This is a genomic window from Streptomyces sp. NPDC002144 (assembly GCF_053593695.1).
Genome location: NZ_JBSFDB010000025.1, coordinates 65,669 through 90,615 on the forward strand (window position 1 = coordinate 65,669; position 24,947 = coordinate 90,615).

The window sequence follows — 24,947 nt, forward strand, 5'->3', positions numbered from 1 at the left end:
ACCGCTCCTCGGACCCCAGCGGCACACCCACCTCCACCCTTTAGGATTCCTGCCATGCCGGCCCGAACCGCCAACACCACGCCTCCCGCCGCCGGAGAGACGGACGCTCTGCTGCGCGCCGAACTCGGCGGCGCGATCCGGAAACTGCGCAAGGAACGCGGCCTGACCCTCGTCCAGCTCGCCGAGCGCGCCGAGCTCTCCCACCCGTTCCTCAGCCAGTTGGAGCGGGGGTTGACCCGGCCCAGCATGCCCTCCCTGCACCGGATCGCCCGCGCCCTCGGCACCACCCAGCAGGCGCTCATGGCCACGGCGGCTCCGCACACCGACGGCGCGGCCGACACCGTCCACCTGGTGCGCGCGGGCGCGGGCCTGCCCGTGAGCAACACCGGCGGCACCGCACGGATGCTCGGCACGCCCGCCTACTCCTTCCATCCCGTGGAGTACACCGGCGTCGGGGAGGTGTTCGCCGACTTCTACGACCACCCCGGTGACGAGTTCGTCTACGTCATCGCCGGCGAGATCGAGATCGAACTCCGGACGGACGACACGGGCGGCCTGCACCGGCTCGGCCCCGGGGACAGCATCCACTACCCCGGCGGCACCTCCCACCGCTGGCGCGCCGTCGGCGACGGTTCACAGGTCCGGCTGCTCACCGTCCAGAACGCGACGGGCGAGGCCGATCACCACGGCTGAGCACACCGCGCGCCGGATCACCGGATTCACCTGCCAAGTTGTGCGTGCTGGATCATCCGGGCGCGTGCTCGCCCCTCCGCCCGGCGGCATCGCCACCGTCGCCGGAGAGGCGGGAGGCAGGTTGGGACCGGCGGTCGGCCCTCACCGAGCAGAACGTTCCGCTCCAGGTGGTACCGCGGTACTACCGCGTCCGCGTCAATGCTGTCCTGGGTACCAGGATTCGCGGCTGTCAACCTCCTAGCGTGCCTGTTGACGGAGTCCGGTAGGGCCGGTAGCCAATGCGAGGTAGTGACCATGGTCGGCGCCAGTGCAGCAGATCTGCGCGTTGTGGGGGGCCAAGTCGCTCCGCCTGGGTCCATCCGCATTCGTCCACTTGACGGCGCCGGCCCAGCAGCCACGGTGTTCCGCGGCGCCTGCCGGCGCAGGCCACCGAGCCGACCGGGTCGCAAGCGGTGGCCGGGAAGCGGGCCGGTGCCATGGGCTGGACCTCGCTCACCCTGCTGGGGGCTGCGTACCCTCTGGTGCGCACTGATGCGTGACCTCGGTCCCGGTCGGTGCGGTACCGACTCAGGCGGTCACCGTGCCGCCATGCGCCGGGCCATGACGGACAGGGGACACCCATGATCACCGACGACGGCACCCTGCCGGGGACAGCCCACCACCCGTCTCACGCGGGAACCGAGGCCATATGGGACCACCCGTTGGTCAGACGGGCGTCCTGTGCCGGGAAGCGCTTCGGAGAGATCGACCGGGACCGTCCCTGGCTGCTGGACGCCGGTGCGGTCGTCGTTCTGGTTCTTCTGCTGTGCGTGCCCGACCTGATATCACCGCAGCGCCCGCTGGAGTTCGACGTGGACTTCACCCGCCTGCCCTGGCCGGGGACGATCGCGTTGCAGGCGGGCCTGGTGCTGCCCCTGCTGTGGCGGCGCAGGCGGCCTGCCATGACCTTCACCGTGATCGCCGCGGTTTTCCTCCTCGTGTGCGCTCTGGGGGTCTGGCTGCGCGCCGGAATGGCCGTGCTGATCGCCCTCTACCACCTTGCTCTGCGCGGGCGCCCGCGCCACCTGCCCCTGGCCTGCGCGGCGCTGGCCCTCGGCCTGGGACTCATCGCCCTGCGGCTGAGGGGCGAGGTGTCGATGGTGGACGGGATGTTCTTCCTCAGCACCACCGTGGTCGCCGCGGTCGCGCTGGGGCTTGCCGTGCGCGTGCGGCGGGCTCAACTGGCGGCCCTGCACGACCGCGCGGCCCGACTGGAGATCGAACGCGACCAACGTATCCAACTGGCCGCCGCCACCGAACGCACCCGCGTCGCCCGCGAGATGCACGACATCGTCGGCCACAACCTCTCCGTCATCATCACCCTCGCGGACGGCGGGGCGCGGGCGGCCGACATCACCCCCGAACGCGGCAAACAGGCCCTGCTCATGATCAGCGACACCGGACGCCAGGCACTGGGTGAACTGCGCCGCACGCTCGGCGTCCTGCGCGACCAGCGCGCCGCCTCCGACACCGCCCAGCTCAGCCCGCAGCCCCGGATCGTGGACATCGACGCCCTCTGCACCCGCATCCGCGCCGCCGGCCCGCAGGTCGTCTACCGCACCAGCGGGGAGTTGGACAACCTCGACCGAGGTGTCCAGCTGACCGCGTACCGAATCGTCCAGGAAGCGCTCACCAACGCCCTCAAACACGCGGGCCGTGACACACGCATCGACCTGACGCTGACCGCGGGCGACATGGATCTGCGCATCGACGTCCACGACACCGGCCCGGGCGCGCAGGCCGCCCACCCCGAACCACCCCACGACCAGGGACAAGGTCTCACCGGTATGAGAGAACGCGCCGCCCTTTACAACGGAACCGTCAGCGCGGCGCCCGCTCCCAGCGGAGGCTGGGCGGTGCGAACCGTCCTCGACCTCACCCCGATCACCGGTGTCCCCCGGCCTTCCCACGCGGGTGGCGCGCAGTGACCACCGTGCTCATCGTCGATGACCAGCCGCTGCAGCGATTCGGCTTCCGCATGCTGCTGGAGAGCTCTCCCGGCACCGAGGTCGTCGGCGAGGCGGAGCACGGCGGCGAGGCCGTCCGCATGGCAGCCGAACTCCGCCCCGACGTCATCCTGATGGACGTCCGGATGCCCGGCATGGACGGAATCGAGGCGACCCGCCGCATCATCGCCTCCGGCGGCCGCTCCCGGGTCCTCGTCCTGACCACCTTCGACCTGGACGAGTACGCTCACGCGGCCCTGCGCGCGGGAGCCAGCGGCTTCCTCCTCAAGGACGCCCAACCGGACGAACTGCTGGCCGGCATCCGCGCGGTCGCCGGGGGCGACGCCATCATCGCTCCGGCACTCACCCGACGACTGCTGGACGCCTATGCCCATCACCTGCCCCAGACCTCGCCCGGCCGCACGCCCGACGACGACCACAGGGTCCGCTCGCTGACCGAACGCGAGCGGGAGATCTTCGGCGCCATCGGCCGGGGCTGGACCAACGGTGAGATCGCCGAGCGTCTGGTGCTGTCGGAGTCCACGGTGAAGACGTACATCGGCCGTGTCCTGGCCAAACTGGGGGCCCGTGACCGCGTCCAGGCCGTCATCCTCGCCTACGACCTGGGGCTCGCCCACCCGCGCCCACCCGAGTGAGGCACCGGGGTACTGCGACGCCTGCCGCACGCCCTGTCCGGTCGCTGCCCTCGCCCCGTGCCGGCCGCACGAGGCAACCACCGGAGGCAGTACGAACGTTCCACTCGCCGTAGTACCGCGGTACTACCGCGGGCGCGTCATTGCTCCCCTGGGTACCAAGATTCGCGGTTCCCGGGCTCCTAACGTTTCTGGTCACGAAGCCCGGTAGGGGCCCCGGACGTGCGGTAGTGACCATGATCGAAGCGCAGCAACCCACGAAGCGGACACCTCGCCGAGAGTCCCCCGTGACCCCGCCGCCTCCCGCATGGCGCAGGGAGCCACCCAGCCGGACAACGAGCCGGTCCCTTCCATCTGTCGGCACCTGCCGAACCAGCCACTCCTGAACGCGGAGCCCCATTGTCTACTCTCGCCCGCTGGTGCTATCAACACCGGCTCGTCGTCGTCCTTCTGTGGCTCGGCCTGCTCGGCGGACTGGTCGTCGCCTCGCAGGGCGCCGGGAGCGCCTACAGCAACAGCTTCTCCCTGCCGAACACCGAGTCCACCCGTGCCCTCAACCTGCTGAAGTCGTCCTTCCCGGCGCAGGCCGGTGACACCGACACGGTGGTGTGGCAGGTCGACTCCGGCTCTGTCCGCGACAGCGCGACGAAGGAGCGGATGACCGGCACCCTGGACAAGATCTCCAAGCTGCCCGAGGTGAGCGGTGTCACCAGCCCCTACAGCCGGCAGGGTGCGGCCCAGATCAGCAAGGACGGCCGCATCGCCTACGCCCAGGTGAACTTCGCCAAGGTCCAGCAGGAACTCGACAAGTCGGACATCCAGCGGGTGATCGACACCGCCGAGGCGGCCAGGACCGACGGCCTGAAGGTCGAACTGGGCGGTCAGGCGATCAAGAGCACCGAGCAGACGCCACCGGCCACCAGCGAACTCGTCGGCGTGGTGGCCGCCGCGGTGGTGCTCTTCCTCGCCTTCGGCTCGCTGTTCGCCATGCTCCTGCCGATCCTGACCGCGGTCGCCGGCGTCGGCACGGCCATCCTCACCACCGGTCTGCTCAGCCATGCGGTGACCATCGGTGAGATCGCCCCGACCCTGTCCGCCCTCATCGGCCTCGGCGTGGGCATCGACTACGCCCTGTTCATCGTCACCCGGCACCGCAAGGGCCTTCAGTCCGGGCTCGACGTCGAGGAGTCCCTGGCCAGGGCCGTGAACACGTCGGGGCGTGCCGTGCTGTTCGCCGGCGGAACCGTCTGCATCGCCCTGCTCGGCATGTTCGTCCTGCAGACCAAGTTCCTCAACGGCGTCGCCATCGCCTCGGCGCTGACGGTGGCGGTGACCGTGGTGGCCGCGGTGACCCTGCTCCCGGCCCTGCTGGCGTTGTTCGGCAAGCGGGTCCTCGGCCGGCGGGCACGGCGCCGACTGGCGGCGGACGAGCCCCTGCCCGAGAACGTCGTGTCCGGACCCTGGGCCCGCTGGGCCGCCGTGGTGGAACGGCGCCCCCGCGCGCTGTCCGCGATCGCGCTGGTCGTGATGGTCGTCCTGACCATCCCGGTGCTCTCCCTGCGCCTGGGGTCGTCCGACTCGGGCAACGACCCGGCGTCCAACACCACCCGCAAGGCCTACGACCTGCTGGCCGACGGCTTCGGCCCCGGCTTCAACGGCCCGCTGCAGCTGGTCGCCCAGGCCCCCACGGCCGCGGACAAGACCGCCCTGACGCAACTGTCCACCCAGCTCAAGGACGTCCACGGGGTCGCGAGCGTCGTCGCGGCGCCCATCCGGCCCGGCTCCACGGTGGGGATCGTCCAGGTCTTCCCCACCTCCTCCCCGCAGGCCAAGGAGACCTCCGACCTGATCGATCACCTGCGTGACGATGTGGTCCCCGCGGCCGAGAAGGGCACGACCCTCAAGGTCTACGTCGGTGGGTCGACCGCGATATTCGACGACTTCGCAAGTGTGCTCTCGAGCAAACTGCCGCTGTTCATCGCGGTGATCGTGGTCCTCGGCGGGCTGCTGCTCCTGCTCGCCTTCCGCAGCCTGCTGATCCCGGTCACCGCGGCGGTGATGAACCTGCTGGCCGCCGGAGCCTCCTTCGGGGTCCTGGTCGCGGTGTTCCAGTGGGGCTGGGGCTCCGACTCACTGGGGCTGGGCCGGGCCGGCCCGGTGGAGGCCTTCCTTCCCGTGATGATGATCGCCATCCTGTTCGGTCTGTCCATGGACTACCAGGTGTTCCTGGTCAGCCGGATGCACGAGGAGTGGGTGCACACCAAGGACAACGCCCGAGCGGTGCGGGTCGGCCAGGTCGAGACCGCGCGGGTCATCACGGCCGCCGCCGCCATCATGGTCTGCGTCTTCATCGCCTTCGTCTTCGGCGGGCAGCGTACGATCGCCGAGTTCGGCATCGGCCTGGCCTCCGCGGTCGCCCTGGACGCGTTCATCCTGCGCACCATCCTGGTGCCCGCCGCGATGCACCTGTTCGGCAACGCCAACTGGTGGCTGCCCGGCTGGCTCGACCGCAGGCTGCCCCACCTCTCCGTCGACCCGCCGGACGAGCCCGTCGACGAGACGTCGACGGACAGCCCGACCCTTGCACCGGAGCCGTCCAGCAGTTCCTGATCACCGTCCCGCGCGGCGAGAGGGAACAGGAACCCGTGGTGGGGCGGCCCGGAGGTGATCGACCGGGACGCCCCATCAGGACTCGTGTGCGCGACAGCTCGGTGAGATCCGGTTCCTTCCTCGGATCACGAGTCCCAGGTCAGCGCCCAGCGGCTGCGGTCTCGGCCACGCGGGCTCGATGTGCCCGGATCTCCTCGTGGTGCTCGGCGGCCCAGCCGAACAGCTGCTTGACGATCTCGTGCAGGCTACGGCTGAGGGGCGTGAGCGCGTACTCCACGCGGAGGGGTACCTCCGCCTAGGCGGTACGTGTCACCAGCCCGTCCTCCTGCAGTTGACGCAGGGTCAGACTGAGCATGCGCTGTGAGACGCGGATGAACTCCAACGCACAGAGAGTCGGAACTGGCTTCGCCTGCACGTCCAACAGTGGTCGTACCCCTTCCCAGGCCCCTGCCGCCAGACCCCCGACGGCATGGGGCGTCCCGCCCCTCACCACCAAGGTGGCACCATGACCGATCTGCTCGTTCTCGGCGGCAGTGGCCGCACCGGAAGCCATGTGCTCACTCAGGCCGTCGCACACGGCCACCGCGTGCGCGCGCTGGTGCGCGATCCTGACGCGGTCCAGGCCCCGCACGGTGTCGAGCTGATCCAGGGCACGCCCTCGAACATCGATGACCTCCGCAAGGCCACGCAGGGCTGTGCGGCGGTCATCAGCGCGCTCAACAACTCCCGCGCCTCCGACAATCCTTGGGCCAAGCCCGTCAGCCCGCCCATGTTCATGACCGACGCCACCCGCAACACCCTCACGGTGATGAGCGAACAGGGCATCCGCCGGATCGTCGTGACCTCCACGCAGAACGCCGGGGACGGCCGGGACGACCTCAACCCGCTCTTCAAGGCCCTCGTCAGGTTCTCCAACCTCAAGGCCGGCTTCGACGATCACGACGGCGTCGACGAGGTCGTGCGCGCCTCCGACACCGACTGGACCCTCGTCCGGGCCGTCCTTCTCGCCGACGGTTCCGTCGTCACCCCGGTGCGGGCGGCCGAGGCCGGAGCCGACAAGCCGGGCACACGGATCAACCGCGCCGACCTCGCCGGCTTCCTCCTGGACACCGTGGAACAGGGCACTTGGATCCACAAGGCACCACTCGTCTGGAACGCACGGGGCTGAGCGCCCTGCTCTTCCCACATCGGGATCCCTGAGATCGTCCGGACGCTGACGGGCCAGCAGCAGCCGACGCCGCTCGTTCAGGCCGGGCAGGCGGTACTCGAAGATCTCCTGGGCCAGGCGTTTCTTGGCCCTGAGGGTGAAGTCAACTGCCTTAGCAGTCAGTCAGGCGTCGGCGCGCCGTGGAGGTGCCTGGCCCGGCGGTCAGTTCCGTACCGTCGGGGAAGACAACGGTGGCGGAGGCAGTGGGCGGAACGTCGACGGTGATGTCGAGTTCGCCATCCGCCACGCGCCACTCCACCGCGATGGTGCCGCGCGGGCTGTCGAAGGTGCCGCGTGCCCAGTCGACCGACGCGTGGGGCACCGGGGCGACGACGAACCGTTCCCAGGCCACCGAGTTCGGCGCCTGTCGCAGGCCGAGGGTGTGGGTGTGCAGGAAGTGGATGACAGCGCCCTTGCTGTAGTGGTTGAGCGAGGCGTGCGCGTTGCCGTCCTCGTCGACGCCGTCCCACTCCTCCCACACCGTGGTGGCACCGCGGTCGAGCATGCCGAGCCAGGAGGGCGAGGTGCGCTGGAGGAGCACCCGGTAGGCGAGATCGGCGTGGCCGGTGTCGGCGAGGACCGGCAGGAGGTGGGCGGTGGAGAGGAACCCGGTGCCCAGGTGGGTGCCCGCCTTCTCGATGAGTTCGGTCAGCCGCGCGGTGACGGCGTCGCGCAGCTTCTCGGGCGCCAGGCCGTAGGCGAGGGCGCGTACGTAACTCGCCTGGGTGTCGACGGTCGTACGCCCGGTGTCGTCGAGGAACTCCGTCCGCCACGCTTCCTTGATCCGCTCTCCGAGTCCGGTGTAGCGGGCGGTCGCGGCCTCGTAGCCCAGGACACGGGCGATCCCGGCGAGCGTGACGGTCGAGCGGTAGAGGAATGCGGTGCCCACCTCGCCCTTGTCGGTCTTCATCCAGGCTTCGGGCTCGTCGTCCGTCGATTCGACGGGCGAGCAGTCCTCGGTGCGGGGTTTCGGCTCGGCCCACTCGCCCCAGTGGAAGGAGCCGTCCCAGATGAACTCCTCGTGCGGCAAGGGAACTTCGGAGCGGGCCACGCGGGAGGGGTGGCGGGCGGTGCGGGCGGTGGCGAGCGCCCATTCCACCCAGCGCACCATCGCGTCCCAGTTCTCGGCGAGTACCTGCCGGTCGCCGTAGGTCCGGTAGAGCTCCCACGGCACCAACACGATGGCGTCGCCCCAGCCGGCGGAACCCGTCATCATGTCGAGGCGCTTGTCGCCGCGGAGCTTGATGCGCCGCCCGTCCGGCGAGAAGTTCGCGATGCGCCCGTCGTCGAGCTGGTCGTCGCGGACCGAACGCAGCCACTTGCGGCTGAACCCGGAGACGTCGTAGAGGCGGGCAGCGCTGGGGAGGAAGACCTGGTAGTCGCCGGTCCAGCCGATCCGTTCGCGGGTGGGGCAGTCGGTGGGGACGTCGACGGCGTTGCCGCGGAAGCTCCAACGGGCCACCTCGTGCAGCTGGTTGAGGTCCTGGTGGGAACAGGCGAAGGTGCCGGTGGGGCGCAGGTCGGTGTGGACCACCCGCATGGTCAGGCTTGACGCGTCCAGCGGCACCTCGCCGCGCTGGAGGCGGGCGTAGCGGAAGCCGTGCACGGTGTGGCGGGGCTCGAAGAGCTCGCCGGCAGCACCGGAGGAGACGACTTCGTCGTGCTGGACGAAGACAGTCACCGGGTCGCCCGGACGCTGGATGTCGAGGTGGGTGGTGGTCAGGTCGCCGGTGACGGGGTCGAGGTGCTCGCCGTGGTCGATCACGGTGCGGGTGCTGGCGGGGCCGAGGTCGGTGAGGGCGATCCAGCCGGAGGCGTTCTGCCCGAAGTCGGCGATCCAGGCGCCGTCCGGCAGCCGGGTGAGCGCGGCGACGGGGCGGTCCTCGATACGGCGCACGGGCGGGGCCGGGGACCAGTCGATCGGGGGCGCGGTCACGGCGTCGACGAGGACCGGCCGTTCGGGGCCGCGGGCCGCGAGGAAGTCGGTGATCTGGCCGTCCATCAGGTCCGCTCGGGTGATGGGGCTGAGGGCGGAGGTCCAGCGCTCGTCGGTGCGTACGGTCTGACGCGAGCCGTCGGCGAGTTCCAGGTGCAACTCCAGGCGGGCGGCGAGGAGTTCGCCCCACCCGGCGGGTTTGCGGAACGCTCCGACCTGGCCGCGGTACCAGCCGTCGGACAGCACGATCTCGACCGCGTTGACGCCGGGGAGGAGGGACGAGGTGACGTCGGCTGCCTGGGCGTACAGGGTGCGGTCGTACGACGTCGAGCCCGGGGCGAGTTCGACGGTGCCCGCGCGTTCGCCGTTGAGGAAGACCTCGTACACGCCCAGGGCCGTGGAGTACAGGCGGGCGCGGACGACCTCGGCCGCGGTGAAGGTGGTGCGCAGGATGTGCGCGGGGCGGGTACCGAAGGGCAGGCGCGCGTTGTCCGGGTCGCCGGCCGGTGTGATCCAGTGTGCCGTCCAGTCCTCGTCGAGCAGGCCGGCCTCGAAGGCGTGCCAGGCGCTCCACGGCGAGATCATCGCCTCGCCGCGGGAGCGGACGCGCCAGCGGACGCGCTCGCCGCTGCTCAGGGGCGGGGCCGACCAGTCGACGTACCGGTGGTCGTGGACGGGGGTCGTCAGCGGCGGCCGGTCCTCGACGTGGATCTCCAGTTCGTGGGCGGCGTGGGCCGGTATCCCGGTGGGGGGCTTCCACGACAGGCGGGGGCTGCTGCCGGAGACAGGGAATTGGTCGCCGCCGAAGTCAATGGCGAGGTCGTACGGAGCAGGCGTGGCCATCGGTGCCGTCGCCTCCCTTTCCGTGGGGTGGCCGGTCGGTTCAGGAGGTGGCGTCGCTCGGGGCCGACAGTGCCCGGGTCGACTCACGGACCACCAGGCGGGTGGCCAGCTCGACGTGATGGGAGTCGATGTCCTCGGCGGCGGCCAGGCGCAGGGCGGTGCGCAGGGCCACGGTCCCCATCTCCGGGACGGGACCGTGGATGGTGGTCAGTGGGGGTGAGATCACCTGGGCCAGCGGGGTGTTGTCGAATCCGACGACGCTGATGTCGTCGGGGACGCGCAGACCACGCAGCCGGGCGGCTTCGATGACCCCGGCGGCCAGTTCGTCGGAGGCGGCGAACACCGCGGTGGGCGTCGGCTCCACTGCCACCAGCCGTCCGCCGTGCTCGACCCCCTCGGCGGCGTGGAACGTACCGGCGTGGCGGACCAGTTCGCCCAGCACGGGCACGCCGGCCGCCTCCATCGCACTGCGGAATCCGTGCAGCCGGGCCTGGTTGGACCAGGCGTGCTCGGTGCCGCCGAGAAAGGCGATGCGACGGTGGCCGAGGGAGAGCAGATGCGCGGCGGCCGCGTTGCCGCCGGCGAAGTTGGTCGCGCCGACGCTGACGATCGAGCCGTCGGGCAGCGACTCCGGGTCGAGCAGCACCACCGGCAGCCGGACCCGGTTGAGGGCATCGAGGACCGGGCCCGAGAGGGTGTTCGCCGTCACCGTGATGACCGCGCGCCGGCCGGCGGCGACCAGGCCACGGGCCCAGGCGGCGGGGTCGGCCGCCGGGTCGCGCTCACCGCGCCTGCTGACCACCACGGCGACGCCCTCACGGGCCGCGGCGTCGACCACGCTCTGGATGAGCTCGGTGTGGTAGATGCTCAGCCGCTCGAAGCCGAAGAACAGCTCCACGGTGGGGTGGGCGCGCAGGTCGTCACGGTTGCCGCCGTAGTTGTACTGACGCATCAGGTCCAGCACCAGGTCGCGGGTCTGCTGCGCCACGTCGGGGCGCCCGTTGATGACCTTGGACACGGTGGCCACCGAGACACCGGCGTACTCGGCGATCTGCGCCAGTGTGACGCGGCTGGAAGCGGATGCCATGACTCCCCCTTTGACGAGCGTGCCGGTCAGACTACTTCCTCACGCGGAGCACCGTAGCACCGAAACTTTTTTCGGTCACCTATCGGTCCGATGCTCTGCGATCTCCTGCTGAAACAAGCCGTGTTCAAAGGGTTGACGACGATCTCCACCGTATCTAGCGTGCACCGTCAGTAAATCGGACGGAAATCCTTTCGATCAATTACGCCGTGAAGTTTCGGCACCCTGAACCATGGAGGAGGCTCGCGATGAGGCGAGACCACACCGCGCAGACGGCTTCGCCGGCCGCCGCCCCGTTCCTGTCCCGCCGCGGTTTCCTCGGCGCAGTCGGCGGCGGACTGGCCGCCACCACGCTGGCCGCCTGCGGCTCGGGCGGGAGCAGCTCGTCGGGCGGCGGCTCCGAGGTCGTCTTCATGAACCAGTCCCGGGGCCAGGCCGCGACGCTGAAGGCGCTGGCCAAGCAGTACACCCAGCAGACCGGCGTGAAGATCAGGATCGACGACGTCGGTCCGACCGACTTCCTGACCAAACTCCAGTCGAGCTCGCAGTCCCGCGACATGCCGGACATGTACTCGGTGGTGGACGGCCACTCCATGGCCCCCTACTACAAGGCCGGCTGGGCCATGGACCTCACGGACCAGATGAAGGGCGGCTGGGGCGACACCTTCCGGCCCGCCACGCTCAAGACCACGACGTTCGGGGCGGACAACCCGCAGCATGTGAAGCCGGGCATCTACAGCGCCCACTGGGAGACCCCGGCCCTCGGCATCTTCGTCAACGCCGCTCTGTACAAGGCGGCAGGGCTCGATCCGGACCAGGCGCCCGCCTCCATGAGCGAGTTCATCGACCAGCTGCGCAAGATCAAGAAGTCCGGGAAGGGCCCCTTCTGGTTCGCGACGAGCCTGTCCAACCAGGTGATCCAGTCCTACGCGTCCAACTACATGTCCGACGAGGAGCTGAACGCCACCTTCGTGGGCAAGAACAGCTGGAAGAGCGCGGGCTGGCGCAAGACCCTGCAGCTCATCGCCGATCTGCGGGACGCCGGCGTGATCGCCACCGGCTCACTGCCCAGCGGCACCACCGACAACCCCACTGTGGAGAAGGCCTTCTTCAACACCCAGGGCGTCGCGGCCATCTTCGACGGCACCTCGGCCGTCGGCGTGGCGCGTGCGACGGCCCCGGACTTCACCGACTTCCGTTCCTTCCCCCTGCCCAAGGCCGATGACGGCACCCAGGCCCCACGTCTGGTCGGCGGCGCCGCCAAGGGCGCGGCCGTCAACCCCCGCAGCAAGAAGGCGGCCGAGGCGCTGAAGTTCCTGAAGTGGCTGACCGCCGCCAAGCAGCAGCAGGCCTGGGCCAAGGGGGTTCCGCTGATCCCCTCCGCGCGCGCCGTGTCGGACAAGGACGTCCCCGAGCAGCTGGCGGGCATCGCGGCGAAGATCTCCGACATCCAGCTCGTCCAGAACCAGATCCTGGAACAGGTCAACACCGCCCTGCAGAAGGGCACTCAGGCGCTCATCCTCAAGGAGCGCACGGTCGACCAGGTCCTCGGCGACCTCGACGCGGCGCAGAAGAGCGCGTAATGCGGCGCCGCAGTCGCGTTCTGGCGGCCTGGCTCTTCCTCGCGCCGGCGCTTGCCGTGATCGCCCTGTTCACGGTGGTCCCGTTCGTACAGGGCATCCAGCTGAGCTTCCAGTCCTGGGACGGGGTAAGCCTGGACACCCCCTACGTCGGGCTCGACAACTACCGTTACGTGCTGCACGACACCCAGTTCTGGGGCTCGATGAAGAACGCCGTCCTCTACGGCGTGGTCGGCCTGGTCGTCGCCAACGCGGTGTCGATGGTCATGGCCCTGGCCGTGCACCGCGCCCGCCGCGGGTCCGCGTTCTTCCGCACCGTCTACTACCTGCCCGGGGTGTTCTCCACGGTCGTGGTGGGTGTGATGTTCTCCTGGTTCCTCGACCCGAACATCGGGGTCGTCAACCAGACGCTGAAGACCGTCGGCCTCGACGGTCTTCAGCACAACTGGCTGGGCGACCCCACGACCGCTGTGATCGCCGTCGCCGCCGTGTTCGTCTGGTACCACTGGGGCTTCGGCTTCATCCTCTTCCTCGCCGGCCGGCAGGACGTGCCCAAGGAGCTGTACGAGGCCTCGTCACTGGACGGAGCCCGGGGCTGGGCCCAGTTCCGTTATGTCACCTGGCCCGGCATGTCCCACGTCACCGGCATCGTCAGCGTGCTGACCCTGCTCAGCGGTCTGCAGATCTTCGGCACGGTCCAGGTGCTGACCAACGGTGGCCCCGCGGGCCATACCGAGGTCCCCACCCTGCACATCTACCAACAGGCCTTCCAGTACAGCGAGTACGGCCGCGCGGCCGCGATGTCCGTCATCTTCGGGCTGTGCCTGATCGCCCTGGCCTGCCTCCAGCTGTGGGTCTCCCGCAGGCTCGGCGGCAGCACCGACTCCCGGACGGAGAAGGGACGTTGACCGTGAACACGCTTCTCGACCCGGCACAGAAGTCCAGTACCTCGTCGGTGTCGCAGCCGGTCCCCGGCCCACGACGCCCCGCCGGCCGGCTGCCGCGCATGGCTCTGTACGCGCTGCTAGTCGCGGGCGCGCTCGAGGCTCTGGTGCCGGTGCTGTGGGTGCTGAGCGGATCCCTGCAGAGCGCCAAGCAGCTGTACAAGGGGACCAACCCGATCCCCCACCCCTTCGAATGGGGCAATTTCGCCACCGCCTGGAACGAGGGCGGGTTCAGCCAGTACCTGCCCAACAGCCTCCTCTACACGGCGGCCGCGGTCCTCGGGATCCTGGTCATCGCGAGCCTGGCCGGGTACGCCCTCGCGCGCATCGACTTCCCTGGCCGAGGTGCGGTCGTGGCCGCCCTTCTCGTCATCATGATCATCCCGATGCCGGCCTCGTTCATCGCCCAGTACAAGCTGCTGATCACACTCGGGCTCGCCAACACCCGGATCGGCTACATCCTCGTACTCATCGCCGGCGGGCTGCCCATCTCCATCCTGATCATGCGCGGCTTCTTCGCCAGCCAGCCCAGGGAGCTGGAGGAGGCCGCCGCGATCGACGGTGCCTCCCTGCTCGGCACGTTCTGGCGGATCATCCTCCCGCTGGCCAAGCCGGGGCTTGTCGCGGTGGCCGTCATCCAGGCCATGGGGGTCTGGAACGAGTACCTCATGGGTCTGGTGCTGTTCAACGACAGCTCGCTGATGCCGGTGCAGCGAGGGCTCACCAACTTCGTCTCCGCGGACTCCCCGCAACAGCAGATCCTGCTCGCCGCCTCACTCATCGCGGTGCTGCCGATCGTCATCTTCTACGCCGTCGCGCAGCGGCACATCATCAGCGGGCTGTCGGCGGGAGCACTCAAGTGACCAGGCAACGACCAGAAAGGAAGCTGCAATGATCACACGAGTTCGCCGCAAGCGTGCCACCCTCGCGAGAGCCGCCGCGGCCACGGCGGCGCTGCTGCTCGCCGCCACTCTCTCCAGCACCCAGGTCCAGGCCGCCGACGCGTCGCCCGCCACCGGTCGACCGCAGGTCGCCATCAAGGAACTGCCCGTGCCGCCGACCGTCCCGGCGGACGGGGTGTGCACCCATCCCACGGGCTGTGTCTCGGCCGACTGGGGCGGCATCGGAACACCCGGCCCCGCGAGGGACCCGAAGTACGTGTTCCTGGGCATCACCTACGCCGGAGCACCGCAGTCGGGCCCCGCGAGCGTCTACACCGGCAATCAGGTCCTGGTGGTCCACACCGACGGTGGAACGTTCCCGAACGGCGAGGCATGGAAATGCATCACCTGCGGGGTGTCGTACGGACCGGACATCGACACCAGCCAGCTCACCTACCCGCCCGCGAACGAACTGCCCGACCACAGACGTGTCCTGGTGAGCAACGGCATCCTCGAATGCGGCCCAGAGGGAGCCGCCTACGCGGTCACCGACCCCCGCTGCACCCCCGCCAACACCCGTATCACGCCCATCTACTGGAACGGCAAGCCGCTGTACGCCCGCGACGCCTCCGGCATCAACAACGGCCGTGAATGGCGGCTCAGCCCCGACGGGGTCCACCTGGTCTGGGACGTCCTCGACTTCAGGGCCCTCACGGAGATCGCGTACGTCGGCCGGCTCGCCTACGACCGGCACGACCGGCGCTACGAACTGACCAAGGTCTCGGTCCTGGCGAACCCCTCACCCGCCTATCAGCCGCTGACCGTCGAGGACGGCAACCGACTGCGGCTCAACCAGGCCGGCATGATCGGCGAACCGCGCGGCTTCACCAGCGACGGACGGGCGGTGCTCGGCATCCAGAGCCTCCGTTCCGACAGCATGGACGCCTGGGCCACCGACCTGGCCACGGGCCAGTCCCGGCCGCTGACCCGGCAGGCCCAGTACACGGACCCCATGGCGATGTCCCCCGACGGCAGGTGGCTGCTCGCCGAGGAGGTGAGGGGTTCCGGACGCCTCGACTTCATCGCCGGGATGCCCGGAGTGCCTCCGCTCACCGCCCAGTTGTCCACCGCGCCGTACGTCTCAGGGATCCGCAACAACGGCAACCGCCGGTACTTCTCCCCCTGGCTCGTCGACCCCAAAACCGGTGACGGCTTCCAGATCAACGCCGGTTCCGACCCGAACTGGAATGCCGCCGCCGATCCCGCGTGGCTCGCCGACAGCACCGCCGTCGTCTACACCGAGAACCTGGCCTGCGGCGCGAATCCGACACCGCACCGCTGCGCGGACTCGACGGAACCAGGAGGCCGCAACAGCCGGCTGATGATCGCCCGCTTTCCCGGCCTCAAGCCCAGCACGCCGGTGTCTCCCGCTCCGGTCTCCGACGACACCTGGGGCGTGGCGTACACGCCGGGCCAGAACCCGCCGAAGACCTCACCAGTGCCGACCGGGACGTACACCCTGCGCGGCCAGGACCGCGGTTCGGCCACCGTACGGATCACCAACGACAGCGCCGGTGACCAGACACTCAGCATCGCCGTCGCCTACGACAACTACAGCGACGACGGTACGAACGTCATCAATGGCACCGAAAAGGTGGAGCGTGTCTCCAACACCGCGCTCGGCTGCACCCCGGGTACCGCCTCGGCCCTCGCCTGCGTCACCTGGACCGAGGACCTGACGCTGACCGGCCGGCACACCGGCACCAAGCGCACCGGCCCCGGCGGCTTCACGCTCGGGCCGTCCGTGATGCTCAGCAACGACTTCCAGGCCGTCGGCACACTCACCACCACCCTCGACGGAACCACGTACAGCCAGCCGGCCAACGGCAGCTGATCCGGGGGCGGCGGATCCTCCCCTCCGCCGCCCCTCCTCCCACTCTGCCTCCAGGAGGCCCCCTTCATGGCGGACCTGCCCGCTCACGTCCTCTTCGGCGCCGCGTACTACCACGAGTACCGGCCCCCCTACGGCACCGACCGGGCCGACGAACAACTCAACGCCGATCTCGATCTCATGGCCGAGGCCCGCTTCACCGTCATCCGGGTCGGCGAGTCCGTGTGGTCGACATGGGAGCCGGAGAACGACGTCTTCGACCTCGACTGGCTCCAACCGGTCCTCGACGGCGCCCACGAACGCGGCATCTCCGTCATCCTGGGCACCCCCACCTACGCGATCCCGCCCTGGCTGGCCCGCCAGTACCCCGAGATCGCGGGCGAACGGCGCACCGGCGAACGCATCCCCTGGGGCGCCCGCCAGGAGGTCGACTACACCCATCCCGCCTTCCTCTTCCACGCCGAGCGCGTTGTCCGCCGCATCCTCGCCCGCTACGCCCGGCACCCGGCAGTGATCGGCTTCCAGGTCGACAACGAGCCCGGCCTGGAGCTCTTCCACAACCACGCTGTCTTCCAGCGCTTCACCGACCACCTCCGGCACCGGTACGGCGACGTGGAGACCCTCAACCGCGAGTGGGGCCTGGTCTACTGGTCGCATCGGCTGAGCACCTGGGCCGACCTGTGGCTCCCGGACGGCAACACCCAGCCGCAGTACGACGTCGCCTGGCGGGAGTTCCAGGCCCGCCAGACCACCGAGTTCGTCGCCTGGCAGGCGGGAATCGTCCGCGAGTTCGCGGCCCCCGGGCAGTTCGTGACGACCTGCGTCTCCTACCCCCGCCCGGGAGTCGAGGACCACGAGCTGAACGAGACCCTCGACATCGCCGCGGGCAACCCCTACTACGGCATGCAGGACGCGCTGTCGTACGGCGAACGCGCCTGGTCCGTCTCCCAGATCGGGGACTGGATGTACGCCTCCCGCCAAGCGCCGTTCCTGGTCACCGAGACCAACGCCGGCACCATCGGCCCGCCCTGGGACAACCGCCCCGCCTACGACGGCCAGTGGCGTCAGGCCGCCTGGGCACTGGTGGCCCGCGGAGCGCGGATGATCGAGTACTGGCACTGGCACACGCTGCACTTCGGGACCGAGACGTATGTGGGCGGAATCCTGCCGCACAGTGGCGGACCAGGCCGCGTCTACGACGAACTGGCCCGCCTGGGAGCGGAGTTCGAGACCGCGGGCGCCCTGGTCGCCGGACTGGAGCCGGACGCGGACCTCACCCTGGTCTACTCGACGCCGAGCAAATGGCTGATGCAGAAGTACCCGCCGCTGGCCGACCCCGACGGCGGCCCCGATGCCAACGCCTACCACGGGATCTTCGACCCCTTCTACCGCGGCGCCTTCGCATCCGGCCGCCAGGTCCGTATCGTGCACGCCCGCCAGCTGCACGACCCCAGCGGCGAACGCCCCGGCCCGAGCCCCGAGGAAGCGGCACGCCGCCATCCCGTCCTCGTCGTCCCGGCGCTGTACCTGGCCACCGACTCCACCCTGGACTGGCTCGCCGCCTACGCGCACGCCGGCGGACACCTCGTACTCGGGCCGCGCACCGGTTACGCCGACCACGAGGCCAGAGCCCGGCACGAACCGGCTCCGGGCCGGCTCGTCGAGGCCGCCGGGGCAAGCTACGAGGAGTTCAGCAACCTGACGGCCGACATCCCGCTGCGCGCCACGCCCGGCAGCCCGCTGCACCTACCCGAACAGGCCACGGCCACGCGCTGGATCGAGGGCCTGACCACCCGGAACGCGCAGGTCCTGGCCGCATACGACCACCCGCACTTCGGCCGCTGGGCCGCGGTCACCACACGCCCGCACGGCGCGGGCCGCGTCACCTGCGTCGGCACCGTTCCGGGCGACGATCTCGCCCGTGCGCTGGCCACCTGGCTCGCGCCGACCCCGCGCAGCGGCTGGCACGACCTCCCGCCGTCGGTCACCGCCGCCACGGGCACCTCCCCCAACGCGCGCCGGGTCCACGTCGTCCACAACTGGGACTGGGACCCCGTACACGTGACCGCGCCGACCACGCTGACAGACGTGTTGGACGGCACCGTCGTACCCGCCGGCGCCCACCTGCGTCTGGGGCCCTGGGACGTACGCGTCTTCGTGGCCGTCGACAAGCCGGCCGGCACCTGAGGGCCGTACCAACGCCTACCCGCATCACCGCCCGTCACCCTTCACGAAGGAACCGCCTGCCTTGGCCACGACGCCACCCTCTGCCCCCTCCCGATCCGCCACTCCCCCGAACCCGCTGCTCAAGGTCTCCGGCACCCGGCTGGAGACATACGACGGCACGCCCGTCCGGCTCCGGGGCGCCGGCCTCGGCGGCTGGATGAACATGGAGAACTTCATCACCGGCTTCCCGGGCAACGAGGCCGCGATGCGCTCCGCGGTACGGGAGGTGCTCGGCGAGCGCCGCTATGACCTGTTCTTCGACCGGTTCCTGACGGCCTTCTTCGACGAGGCCGACGCCGCGCTGCTCGCCGCCAAGGGCCTCAACTGCCTGCGCCTGCCGGTCAACTACCGCCATCTCGAGGACGACGCCCGCCCGTTCGAGATCCGCGAGGGGGGCTTCACCCAGCTCGACCGGGTGGTGGACCTGTGCGCGCGGTACGGCATCTACACCATCATCGACCTGCACTCCCTGCCCGGCGGCCAGAACCACCAGTGGCACTCCGACAACCCGACGCACCTGCCGTTCTTCTGGGACCACCCGCACTTCCAGGACCGGGTGGTGCGCCTGTGGGAGGTCATCGCCGACCGTTACAAGGACCATCCGTGGGTGGCGGGCTACAACCCGGTCAACGAGCCCGCCGACGACTCGGGACAGGTGCTGCCCGCCTTCTACGACCGCCTCGCCGCGGCGATCCGCGCGGTCGACCCTCACCACATCCTCTTCCTCGACGGCAACCACTACTCCACCGACTTCGACGTCTTCGACGCCCCCATCGACAACGCCGTCTACACCTGCCACGACTACGCGCGCGCAGGCTTCGCCCGCAGCGGCGGATACCCCGGTCAGACGGACGGCACCTGGATCGACAAGGAACAGGTCGAGGAAGCCTTCCTGCGCCGCACCGCGTACATGCGCAAGACCAACACCCCTGTCTGGGTGGGCGAGTTCGGACCCGTCTACGCCGGCGACCCGGCACGCGACGAACAGCGCGCCCAACTCCTGGCCGACCAGCTGGACATCTACCGGCGGCACGAGGCGAGCTGGACCATCTGGACGTACAAGGACGGCGGCCTGCAAGGACTCGTCCACACCGCGCCGCACAGCGCCTACCAACGGCACTTCAGCGGATTCATGGCGAAGAAGCACCGCCTGGGCGCGGAGGCGTGGAGCTCCCCCGAGGGCGCGATCCGCGAACTGGCCAAGCCGCTCGAACACCTCATCGCCGACGAGTTCCCGGGCTTCACCGGCCGGCCCTTCAGCACCCGCCAGTGGATGGACGTCCTCCTGCGGCACATCCTGCTGGGCCAGCCTCTGGTCCAGGAGTACGCCGAACTCTTCCGCGGACTCGGCGACGACGACGTCATCGCCCTGGCCGACTCCTTCGCGCTTCAGCAGTGCGTACGGCGCGACTGGCTGCTGGACGCCCTCGCCGGCGGATGACGTACGACCAGCCCCTGCCGTCCGCGGGGCCGACCTCGCCATCCTCCGTCACCGACCCCGGAGACCGAACAGTGCATTCCTCCCAACGTGTCCTCTGCAATCCCCTCGACCTCGCTTACCGCTACCAGGACATACGCACCTCCGACAGCCGGTCCGTCCACCGGGAGGCGGCGGATCCGTCCGTCGTGCTGTACCGAGGCCGCTTCTACATGTTCGTGTCGATGTCGGCGGGTTTCTGGCACTCGGCGGATCTGCTGCGGTGGGAGTACCGCGCGACATCCAAGCTGCCCGCCCTGGACTACGCACCGGATGTCCGGGAGGTCGACGGAGCCCTGTACATCAGCGCGTCCAGGAAAAGGGACAACTGCCCCTTCTTTCGCAGCGTGGATCCGTTGGCTGACGACTTCGCCGAGGTCACGCCGGGCACCTTCCCCTTCTGGGACCCGAACCTCTTCCAGGACGACGACGGCGCCGTCTACCTCTACTGGGGCTGCGACAACAACACACCCCTCTACGGGGCGCGCCTCTCGGACACCTTCGAGCGGATCGGTGAACCGGTGCCGATGATCCGGGCCGATGTCCCCCATCACGGTTGGGAACAGGTCGGCGAGGACCATGTCACCACACCGACGCGCCCCGGCCAGGAGCAACTCCTCGCCAGACTCGAAGGCAAGCCCTACATAGAGGGCGCTTGGATGACCAAGCACCAGGACACCTATTATCTGCAGTACGCGGCGCCCGCCACGCAACTCAACACCTACGCCGACGGCTACTACACGGCCCCGTCCCCGCTGGGCCCGTTCGAGTACTCGCTCGACAGCCCGTTCTCCTCGAAACCCGGCGGCTTCATCACCGGGGCGGGCCACGGAAGCACCTTCCAGGACCGGCATGGAAACTGGTGGCACGCGTCGACCATGCGCATCTCGGTGAACGACGACTTCGAGCGGCGCGTCGGGATCTTCCCGGCAGGGTTCGACCAGGACGGCGTCCTCTTCTGCAACCAGAACTACGCCGACTACCCCTTCGTCGTCCCGGACGTGCCGTTCGACCCATGGACGCCCCCGCCCTGGATGCTGCTCTCCTACAAGGCGCAGGCCACCGCCTCGTCCGCCGCCCCCGGCCACAGCCCGGCATCCGCTGTCGACGAGGACATCCGCACCTGGTGGGCAGCCGGGAGCCGCGAACCCGGCGCGTCCCTCACCATCGACCTCGGCGTGACCAAGACGGTGCACGCCGTGCAGGTCAATCTGGCGGATCACGAACTGGGAGCCGTCGCCCCGCAGGTCCCCGAAGGAGCGGACTGGAACCCTCACATCTGGCGCGGCATCTTTCCCCGTCATCAGCCGGCGGAGACCCTGGTGGAGGTCTCCCAGGACGGGCAGCGATGGACCGTCGTGCGCGACAGCCGGCAGACGGACGTGGATGCCCCGCACGCATTCATCGTGCTCGACGCACCCCTGCGCGCCCGCTACATCCGGGTCACCGGCGGCCGTATGCCGTTCGACGGCGTTCTCGCGGTCAGCGGAGTACGCGTCTTCGGGACGGGTGACGTCGCGCCCCCGCGCTCGGTCCGTGCCCGGGCCCACCGTGTCGACGGCCGCACCGCCAGGATCGAATGGGACGCCACCAGCGGGGCCACCGGCTACAACATCCGTTACGGCCGCCATCCCCAGAAGCTGTACCACAGCTGGCTGGTGTACGAGCGGACCTCGCTCGACCTGCGCTCGCTCAATGCGGACGCGGAGTACTGGGTGGCGGTGGACGCGTTCGGCGAGGGCGGCATCGCCCCCGGTGAGCCGGTGCAAGTGAACCAGCCGGACGTCAGCTGAGCGGGCCGGTCTCGCTCTCGGCGGATGAACGGACTGGGGCAGCGGCCGTCACCGCCTGCTGGTCGGCCGACAGCTCTTTCTCCCACAGTGGATGGTGGCGCCTGGCCCATGAGCGTGGAACGAAGCCGGTGCGCAGCCCGGTGCGTGCCTCGGGATAGCGGGATGCCATCCAGATGTGTCCGCCGACCAGGGCACCGATGAGCAGGGCCAGCCAGTCATGGACGAAGGTCGCTCCCGTGCGCAGGAACAGCGGGGTCAGACGCGGAAACCACATGATGAGGCCGGTACCGATCATCACCAACGCGGCTCCGGAGATCACGGCCGCGTACAGCTTCTGACCCGCGTTGAACTTTCCCGACGGGTGCGAGCGGCCGCGCAGCGTCGCCCGTATCCAGCCTCGGTCGTGGGGACCGAACCGGTTGAGGCGGACGAGGTCGGCGCGGAAGGCTTGCGAGGCCAGCCCGGCCAGCAGCGGGACGGGCATGGTGACGCCCGCCCACTCGTGCACGGTCACCAGCAGGCTGCGCCGGCCGATCAGCTCTGCCAGTGCGGGCAGGTAGAGGAAGGCGGCGGTGACCAGGGCGGTGCCCATCAACGCGGCCGTGGTGCGGTGGATCCAGCGTTCGGCGGCGGTGAAGCGCCGTATCAGCTCGGGCGGTTCAGCCGGTTGAGTCATCGTCGCGTCCGTTCGACTTCCCGACCCACGCGTCGATGTCATAGCCGCGCGGCTCCCAGTAGCCGGGTATGACGCGGTCGGTGACCGTGATCTCGGAGAGCCACTTCGCCGACTTGTAGAAGTACATCGGCGCCGCGTACAGCCGCACGGGACCGCCGTGCGCGGCGGTGACCGGCGTGTCCTGCATCTCGTAGGCGACGAGCATGTCGGGGCGTCCTGCCTGGTCCAGGGTGAGGCTTTCGGTGTACACACCGTCGAAGCAGCTGAAGTGCACCGCCTTGGCACCCGGTTTCACCCCGGCTGTCTCCAACAGGTGCGAAAGCCGGACCCCGGCGAAAGGCGTCTGCGGGACCCGCCAGCCGGTGACGCACTGAACGTCCCGGATCAGACGGGTGCGCGGCATGGCTTTCAACTGCTCCAGTGTGTACGTCGCCGGACGGTCCACGAGGCCGTTCACCGTGAGCCGGTAGTCGGCGGGAGAGCGATGCGGGATGCTGTCGGCGACGGAGTAGAAGCGGAAACCCCCGCCGCCCGGCAGCAGTCCGGTCAGACCTGTGGGGTCCTTGCTGCTCACGGTGGCGAGCAGGCCGTCCGTCGCGTCTTGCAGGCGCGCGCCGGCGGGCACCGCGACGGCGCCGAGCCCGAGGATGCCGAGGATGACCCGTCGCCCGACCGGCCTGCCCTCGCCGTCCGCGTTCTCGGTCAAGCCCTCTCTCCCGCCCGCAGCTTCCTGACTCCGCCGACGAGCAGGATCGCGCCGATGACGGCCACGAACAGCCCGATCACCAGCCACTGGGCCTGCCCCGACATACCGCTGCCCCCGATCACGTTCGAGCCCTGCAGGCTCCACACCACCCCGGAGAGGAGCAGCAGGGCTCCGACGACCAGCCGAATCCAGATCTTCATTCCGTGCTCCCAAGAAGGTCGAGGCGCTGCGTGCCTCTTCGAGGTTCCGCTCCGTGGCCTCGGAAAGCGAAGGCGTTGATCATCTACTCCGAGGTCACGGTACGCCGAGAGAGGGAGACTGCCCATAAGTGCAACTCTCAACTTCATGCGTCAAACTCTCTCAGGTGCCCATAGGCTGCCTTCATGGATGTGCTCAGCGACGTGATCACGGCCATGCGCATCGGCCGCGCGCGTTCTCTGCGCGTCGAGCACCACGGCCCGTTCGCCGGGCGCCTGCCCACCACCGTCCCCGGAGCGGGTTTCCACGTCGTACTCCAGGGGACATGCTGGCTGGTCCCGCGGCACGGCGCACCGGTCCCGCTCGAGTCCGGAGATGTGGCTTTCCTGCGTCACGGATCCGAATTCGGGATCGCCGACCATCCCTCCACACCCATGGCCGACGCACCCATACCCACACTGGTCGGCGCTTCGATCAGGCACGAACACACCCGCACCGCTCTGGCGGGTAACTCGCGGCACGCCCAGGCGACGCCCACCGTCATGCTCTGCGGCGCGTATCTGCTGGACGAGTCCCGGCCCCACCCGCTGCTCCAGGAGCTTCCGGAACTCATCCACCTTCCCGCTCGCCAAGGACAGCGAGCGGAGTTGCGTTCCGCCATCGAACTGCTCAACGGCGAGTTGAAACAACCCCGCGAAGGCTCCGACGCCATCGTGCGCGCACTGCTGGACATGCTTCTGCTCTACATCTTGCGCACCTGGCACGACGCGGAGTCGAGCCACCACAAATCCGCCGGCTGGGCAGCGGCACTGCGCGACCCCGCCACGGCGTCCGCGCTTCAGGCCATCCACGCCGATCCGTCCCGGCAGTGGACCGTCGGGGAACTGGCCGCTCACGCCGGAGTGTCACGGCCCGCCCTCGCCCGGCGATTCACCGCTCTGCTCGGCCGGCCGCCGTTGAGCTATCTGACCTGGTGGCGGATGACCATCGCCGCCAGGCTGCTCCGTGAGTCCGACGCCCCGCTCGCCACCGTGGCCAACAGCGTCGGCTACACCTCGGAGTTCGCGTTCGCCAACGCCTTCAAGAGAGCACACGGTACGGCCCCGGGCCGGTATCGACGTCAGCCCTGATCCGGCCTGGGCGGCCCGCTCAGACCACGCGGCCACTGGCCTGGCTGTGCGACTGACCGACGCTCGGTGGGCGCGGGTCAAGCGGACCGTAATCTTCAGGCGCCTCGGCACGGGCGAGACGGCCGGATGCCGACGACACAACTCCCTGGAGGGATGAGGCCGACAACATCATCGCTCCGTGCCGACTACGCCAGGCCCCGGTGGCGTCGCCGGTCGGCGTCGGCGACGAGTGCGCGATGGCCGGCACCCTGCTCGCCGAGGTCAAAGAACCGTCCTGCGACGTTGCGGTTCGATGCGCTGACGGCCGGAGGCGGCCAAGGCTGCCGTCTCCGGACAGGCAAGGCCAGGGGACCGAGGCTGGGTAGGTGCGGCGGAGACGACGCGTCGCCGCTCGCCTGAACAGCGACTTCGCTCGGCGATTACGGGACTGACCA

The 24,947-nt window shown here is 69.7% G+C and carries 18 protein-coding genes and 1 pseudogene; 13 read left to right on the plus strand and 6 right to left on the minus strand.

Going from position 1 to position 24,947, the window contains the following annotated elements; genetic code table 11:
* The first annotated feature begins 54 nt into the window (after positions 1–54).
* From ACWCQ1_RS32145 to ACWCQ1_RS32160, 4 genes are all read left to right on the plus strand, one after another.
* Entirely contained in the window at positions 55–693 is a 639-nt protein-coding gene (locus ACWCQ1_RS32145) for a helix-turn-helix domain-containing protein (RefSeq protein ID WP_133046993.1), read from the plus strand.
* Between the two features lie 620 nt (positions 694–1,313).
* Positions 1,314–2,660, plus strand: coding sequence for a sensor histidine kinase (locus tag ACWCQ1_RS32150; protein WP_451027962.1), 1,347 nt, complete (start codon positions 1,314–1,316; stop codon positions 2,658–2,660).
* On the plus strand, positions 2,657–3,334 hold the full coding sequence (locus ACWCQ1_RS32155; RefSeq protein WP_133046995.1) for a response regulator transcription factor: 678 nt from the start codon (positions 2,657–2,659) through the stop codon (positions 3,332–3,334). Before ACWCQ1_RS32150 ends, ACWCQ1_RS32155 begins: the two co-directional genes overlap by 4 nt.
* A gap of 396 nt (positions 3,335–3,730) precedes the next feature.
* Positions 3,731–5,941, plus strand: a complete 2,211-nt coding sequence (locus ACWCQ1_RS32160; protein WP_451027963.1) for an MMPL family transporter — start codon at positions 3,731–3,733, stop codon at positions 5,939–5,941.
* A gap of 139 nt (positions 5,942–6,080) precedes the next feature.
* Here ACWCQ1_RS32160 and ACWCQ1_RS32165 read toward each other — a convergent pair.
* A pseudogene (locus ACWCQ1_RS32165) lies at positions 6,081–6,221 on the minus strand (winged helix-turn-helix transcriptional regulator); the annotation flags it as partial.
* A 225-nt stretch (positions 6,222–6,446) separates the two neighbouring features.
* Here ACWCQ1_RS32165 and ACWCQ1_RS32170 point away from each other — a divergent pair.
* Complete coding sequence (locus ACWCQ1_RS32170; RefSeq protein WP_358604608.1) at positions 6,447–7,109, plus strand: NAD(P)-dependent oxidoreductase; 663 nt, start codon at positions 6,447–6,449, stop codon at positions 7,107–7,109.
* Between the two features lie 151 nt (positions 7,110–7,260).
* Here the strand turns inward: ACWCQ1_RS32170 and ACWCQ1_RS32175 are convergent, their stop codons facing one another.
* Both ACWCQ1_RS32175 and ACWCQ1_RS32180 read right to left on the minus strand, forming a co-directional pair.
* Positions 7,261–9,927: a family 78 glycoside hydrolase catalytic domain gene (locus ACWCQ1_RS32175; RefSeq protein ID WP_451027964.1), complete on the minus strand. Its 2,667-nt coding sequence runs from the start codon at positions 9,925–9,927 to the stop codon at positions 7,261–7,263.
* Positions 9,928–9,967: 40 nt separating this feature from the next.
* Entirely contained in the window at positions 9,968–11,014 is a 1,047-nt protein-coding gene (locus ACWCQ1_RS32180) for a LacI family DNA-binding transcriptional regulator (protein ID WP_451027965.1), read from the minus strand.
* A 245-nt stretch (positions 11,015–11,259) separates the two neighbouring features.
* Here ACWCQ1_RS32180 and ACWCQ1_RS32185 point away from each other — a divergent pair, with 245 nt between their 5' ends.
* The 7 genes from ACWCQ1_RS32185 (at position 11,260) to ACWCQ1_RS32215 (ending at position 21,803) form a co-directional block, all read left to right on the plus strand.
* Positions 11,260–12,594, plus strand: a complete 1,335-nt coding sequence (locus ACWCQ1_RS32185; RefSeq protein ID WP_358604599.1) for an ABC transporter substrate-binding protein — start codon at positions 11,260–11,262, stop codon at positions 12,592–12,594.
* Positions 12,594–13,499, plus strand: coding sequence for a carbohydrate ABC transporter permease (locus ACWCQ1_RS32190; RefSeq protein WP_358604596.1), 906 nt, complete (start codon positions 12,594–12,596; stop codon positions 13,497–13,499). Before ACWCQ1_RS32185 ends, ACWCQ1_RS32190 begins: the two co-directional genes overlap by 1 nt.
* Positions 13,500–13,501: 2 nt before the next feature.
* Positions 13,502–14,398 carry a carbohydrate ABC transporter permease gene (locus ACWCQ1_RS32195; protein WP_358604593.1) on the plus strand — a complete coding sequence of 299 codons (897 nt, stop codon included), beginning with the start codon at positions 13,502–13,504 and terminating at the stop codon, positions 14,396–14,398.
* A 28-nt stretch (positions 14,399–14,426) separates the two neighbouring features.
* A complete protein-coding gene (locus ACWCQ1_RS32200) occupies positions 14,427–16,310 on the plus strand; it encodes a hypothetical protein (protein WP_451027966.1) in 1,884 nt (627 codons plus the stop codon).
* Positions 16,311–16,376: 66 nt separating this feature from the next.
* A complete protein-coding gene (locus ACWCQ1_RS32205; RefSeq protein WP_451027967.1) occupies positions 16,377–18,494 on the plus strand; it encodes a beta-galactosidase in 2,118 nt (705 codons plus the stop codon).
* A 61-nt stretch (positions 18,495–18,555) separates the two neighbouring features.
* A complete protein-coding gene (locus tag ACWCQ1_RS32210; RefSeq protein ID WP_358604585.1) occupies positions 18,556–19,974 on the plus strand; it encodes a glycoside hydrolase family 5 protein in 1,419 nt (472 codons plus the stop codon).
* A gap of 71 nt (positions 19,975–20,045) precedes the next feature.
* Positions 20,046–21,803: a family 43 glycosylhydrolase gene (locus ACWCQ1_RS32215; RefSeq protein ID WP_451027968.1), complete on the plus strand. Its 1,758-nt coding sequence runs from the start codon at positions 20,046–20,048 to the stop codon at positions 21,801–21,803.
* On the opposite strand, the gene ACWCQ1_RS32220 is transcribed toward ACWCQ1_RS32215, so the two are convergent.
* Genes ACWCQ1_RS32220 through ACWCQ1_RS32230 form a run of 3 tightly spaced genes read right to left on the minus strand, consistent with a single transcriptional unit; the run spans position 21,796 to position 23,385 of the window.
* On the minus strand, positions 21,796–22,479 hold the full coding sequence (locus ACWCQ1_RS32220; protein WP_451027969.1) for a cytochrome b/b6 domain-containing protein: 684 nt from the start codon (positions 22,477–22,479) through the stop codon (positions 21,796–21,798). The genes ACWCQ1_RS32215 and ACWCQ1_RS32220 overlap by 8 nt on opposite strands.
* Entirely contained in the window at positions 22,463–23,185 is a 723-nt protein-coding gene (locus tag ACWCQ1_RS32225) for a molybdopterin-dependent oxidoreductase (protein WP_451027970.1), read from the minus strand. Before ACWCQ1_RS32225 ends, ACWCQ1_RS32220 begins: the two co-directional genes overlap by 17 nt.
* On the minus strand, positions 23,182–23,385 hold the full coding sequence (locus ACWCQ1_RS32230; protein WP_451027971.1) for a hypothetical protein: 204 nt from the start codon (positions 23,383–23,385) through the stop codon (positions 23,182–23,184). The genes ACWCQ1_RS32225 and ACWCQ1_RS32230 overlap by 4 nt, the downstream gene beginning before the upstream one ends.
* Before the next feature lie 183 nt (positions 23,386–23,568).
* Between ACWCQ1_RS32230 and ACWCQ1_RS32235 the strand changes: the two genes are divergently transcribed.
* Positions 23,569–24,513: an AraC family transcriptional regulator gene (locus tag ACWCQ1_RS32235; protein ID WP_451027972.1), complete on the plus strand. Its 945-nt coding sequence runs from the start codon at positions 23,569–23,571 to the stop codon at positions 24,511–24,513.
* The last annotated feature ends 434 nt before the right edge of the window (positions 24,514–24,947 follow it).

Excerpts from the sequence above, each read along its gene's own strand:
- ACWCQ1_RS32145 (WP_133046993.1), top strand. The coding sequence starts at position 55 with ATGCCGGCCCGAACCGCCAACACCACGCCTCCCGCCGCCGGAGAGACG.
- ACWCQ1_RS32150 (WP_451027962.1), top strand. The coding sequence starts at position 1,314 with ATGATCACCGACGACGGCACCCTGCCGGGGACAGCCCACCACCCGTCT.
- ACWCQ1_RS32170 (WP_358604608.1), top strand. The coding sequence starts at position 6,447 with ATGACCGATCTGCTCGTTCTCGGCGGCAGTGGCCGCACCGGAAGCCAT.
- ACWCQ1_RS32175 (WP_451027964.1), bottom strand. The coding sequence starts at position 9,927 with ATGGCCACGCCTGCTCCGTACGACCTCGCCATTGACTTCGGCGGCGAC.
- ACWCQ1_RS32180 (WP_451027965.1), bottom strand. The coding sequence starts at position 11,014 with ATGGCATCCGCTTCCAGCCGCGTCACACTGGCGCAGATCGCCGAGTAC.
- ACWCQ1_RS32185 (WP_358604599.1), top strand. The coding sequence starts at position 11,260 with ATGAGGCGAGACCACACCGCGCAGACGGCTTCGCCGGCCGCCGCCCCG.
- ACWCQ1_RS32190 (WP_358604596.1), top strand. The coding sequence starts at position 12,594 with ATGCGGCGCCGCAGTCGCGTTCTGGCGGCCTGGCTCTTCCTCGCGCCG.
- ACWCQ1_RS32200 (WP_451027966.1), top strand. The coding sequence starts at position 14,427 with ATGATCACACGAGTTCGCCGCAAGCGTGCCACCCTCGCGAGAGCCGCC.
- ACWCQ1_RS32205 (WP_451027967.1), top strand. The coding sequence starts at position 16,377 with ATGGCGGACCTGCCCGCTCACGTCCTCTTCGGCGCCGCGTACTACCAC.
- ACWCQ1_RS32220 (WP_451027969.1), bottom strand. The coding sequence starts at position 22,479 with ATGACTCAACCGGCTGAACCGCCCGAGCTGATACGGCGCTTCACCGCC.
- ACWCQ1_RS32230 (WP_451027971.1), bottom strand. The coding sequence starts at position 23,385 with ATGAAGATCTGGATTCGGCTGGTCGTCGGAGCCCTGCTGCTCCTCTCC.
- ACWCQ1_RS32235 (WP_451027972.1), top strand. The coding sequence starts at position 23,569 with ATGGATGTGCTCAGCGACGTGATCACGGCCATGCGCATCGGCCGCGCG.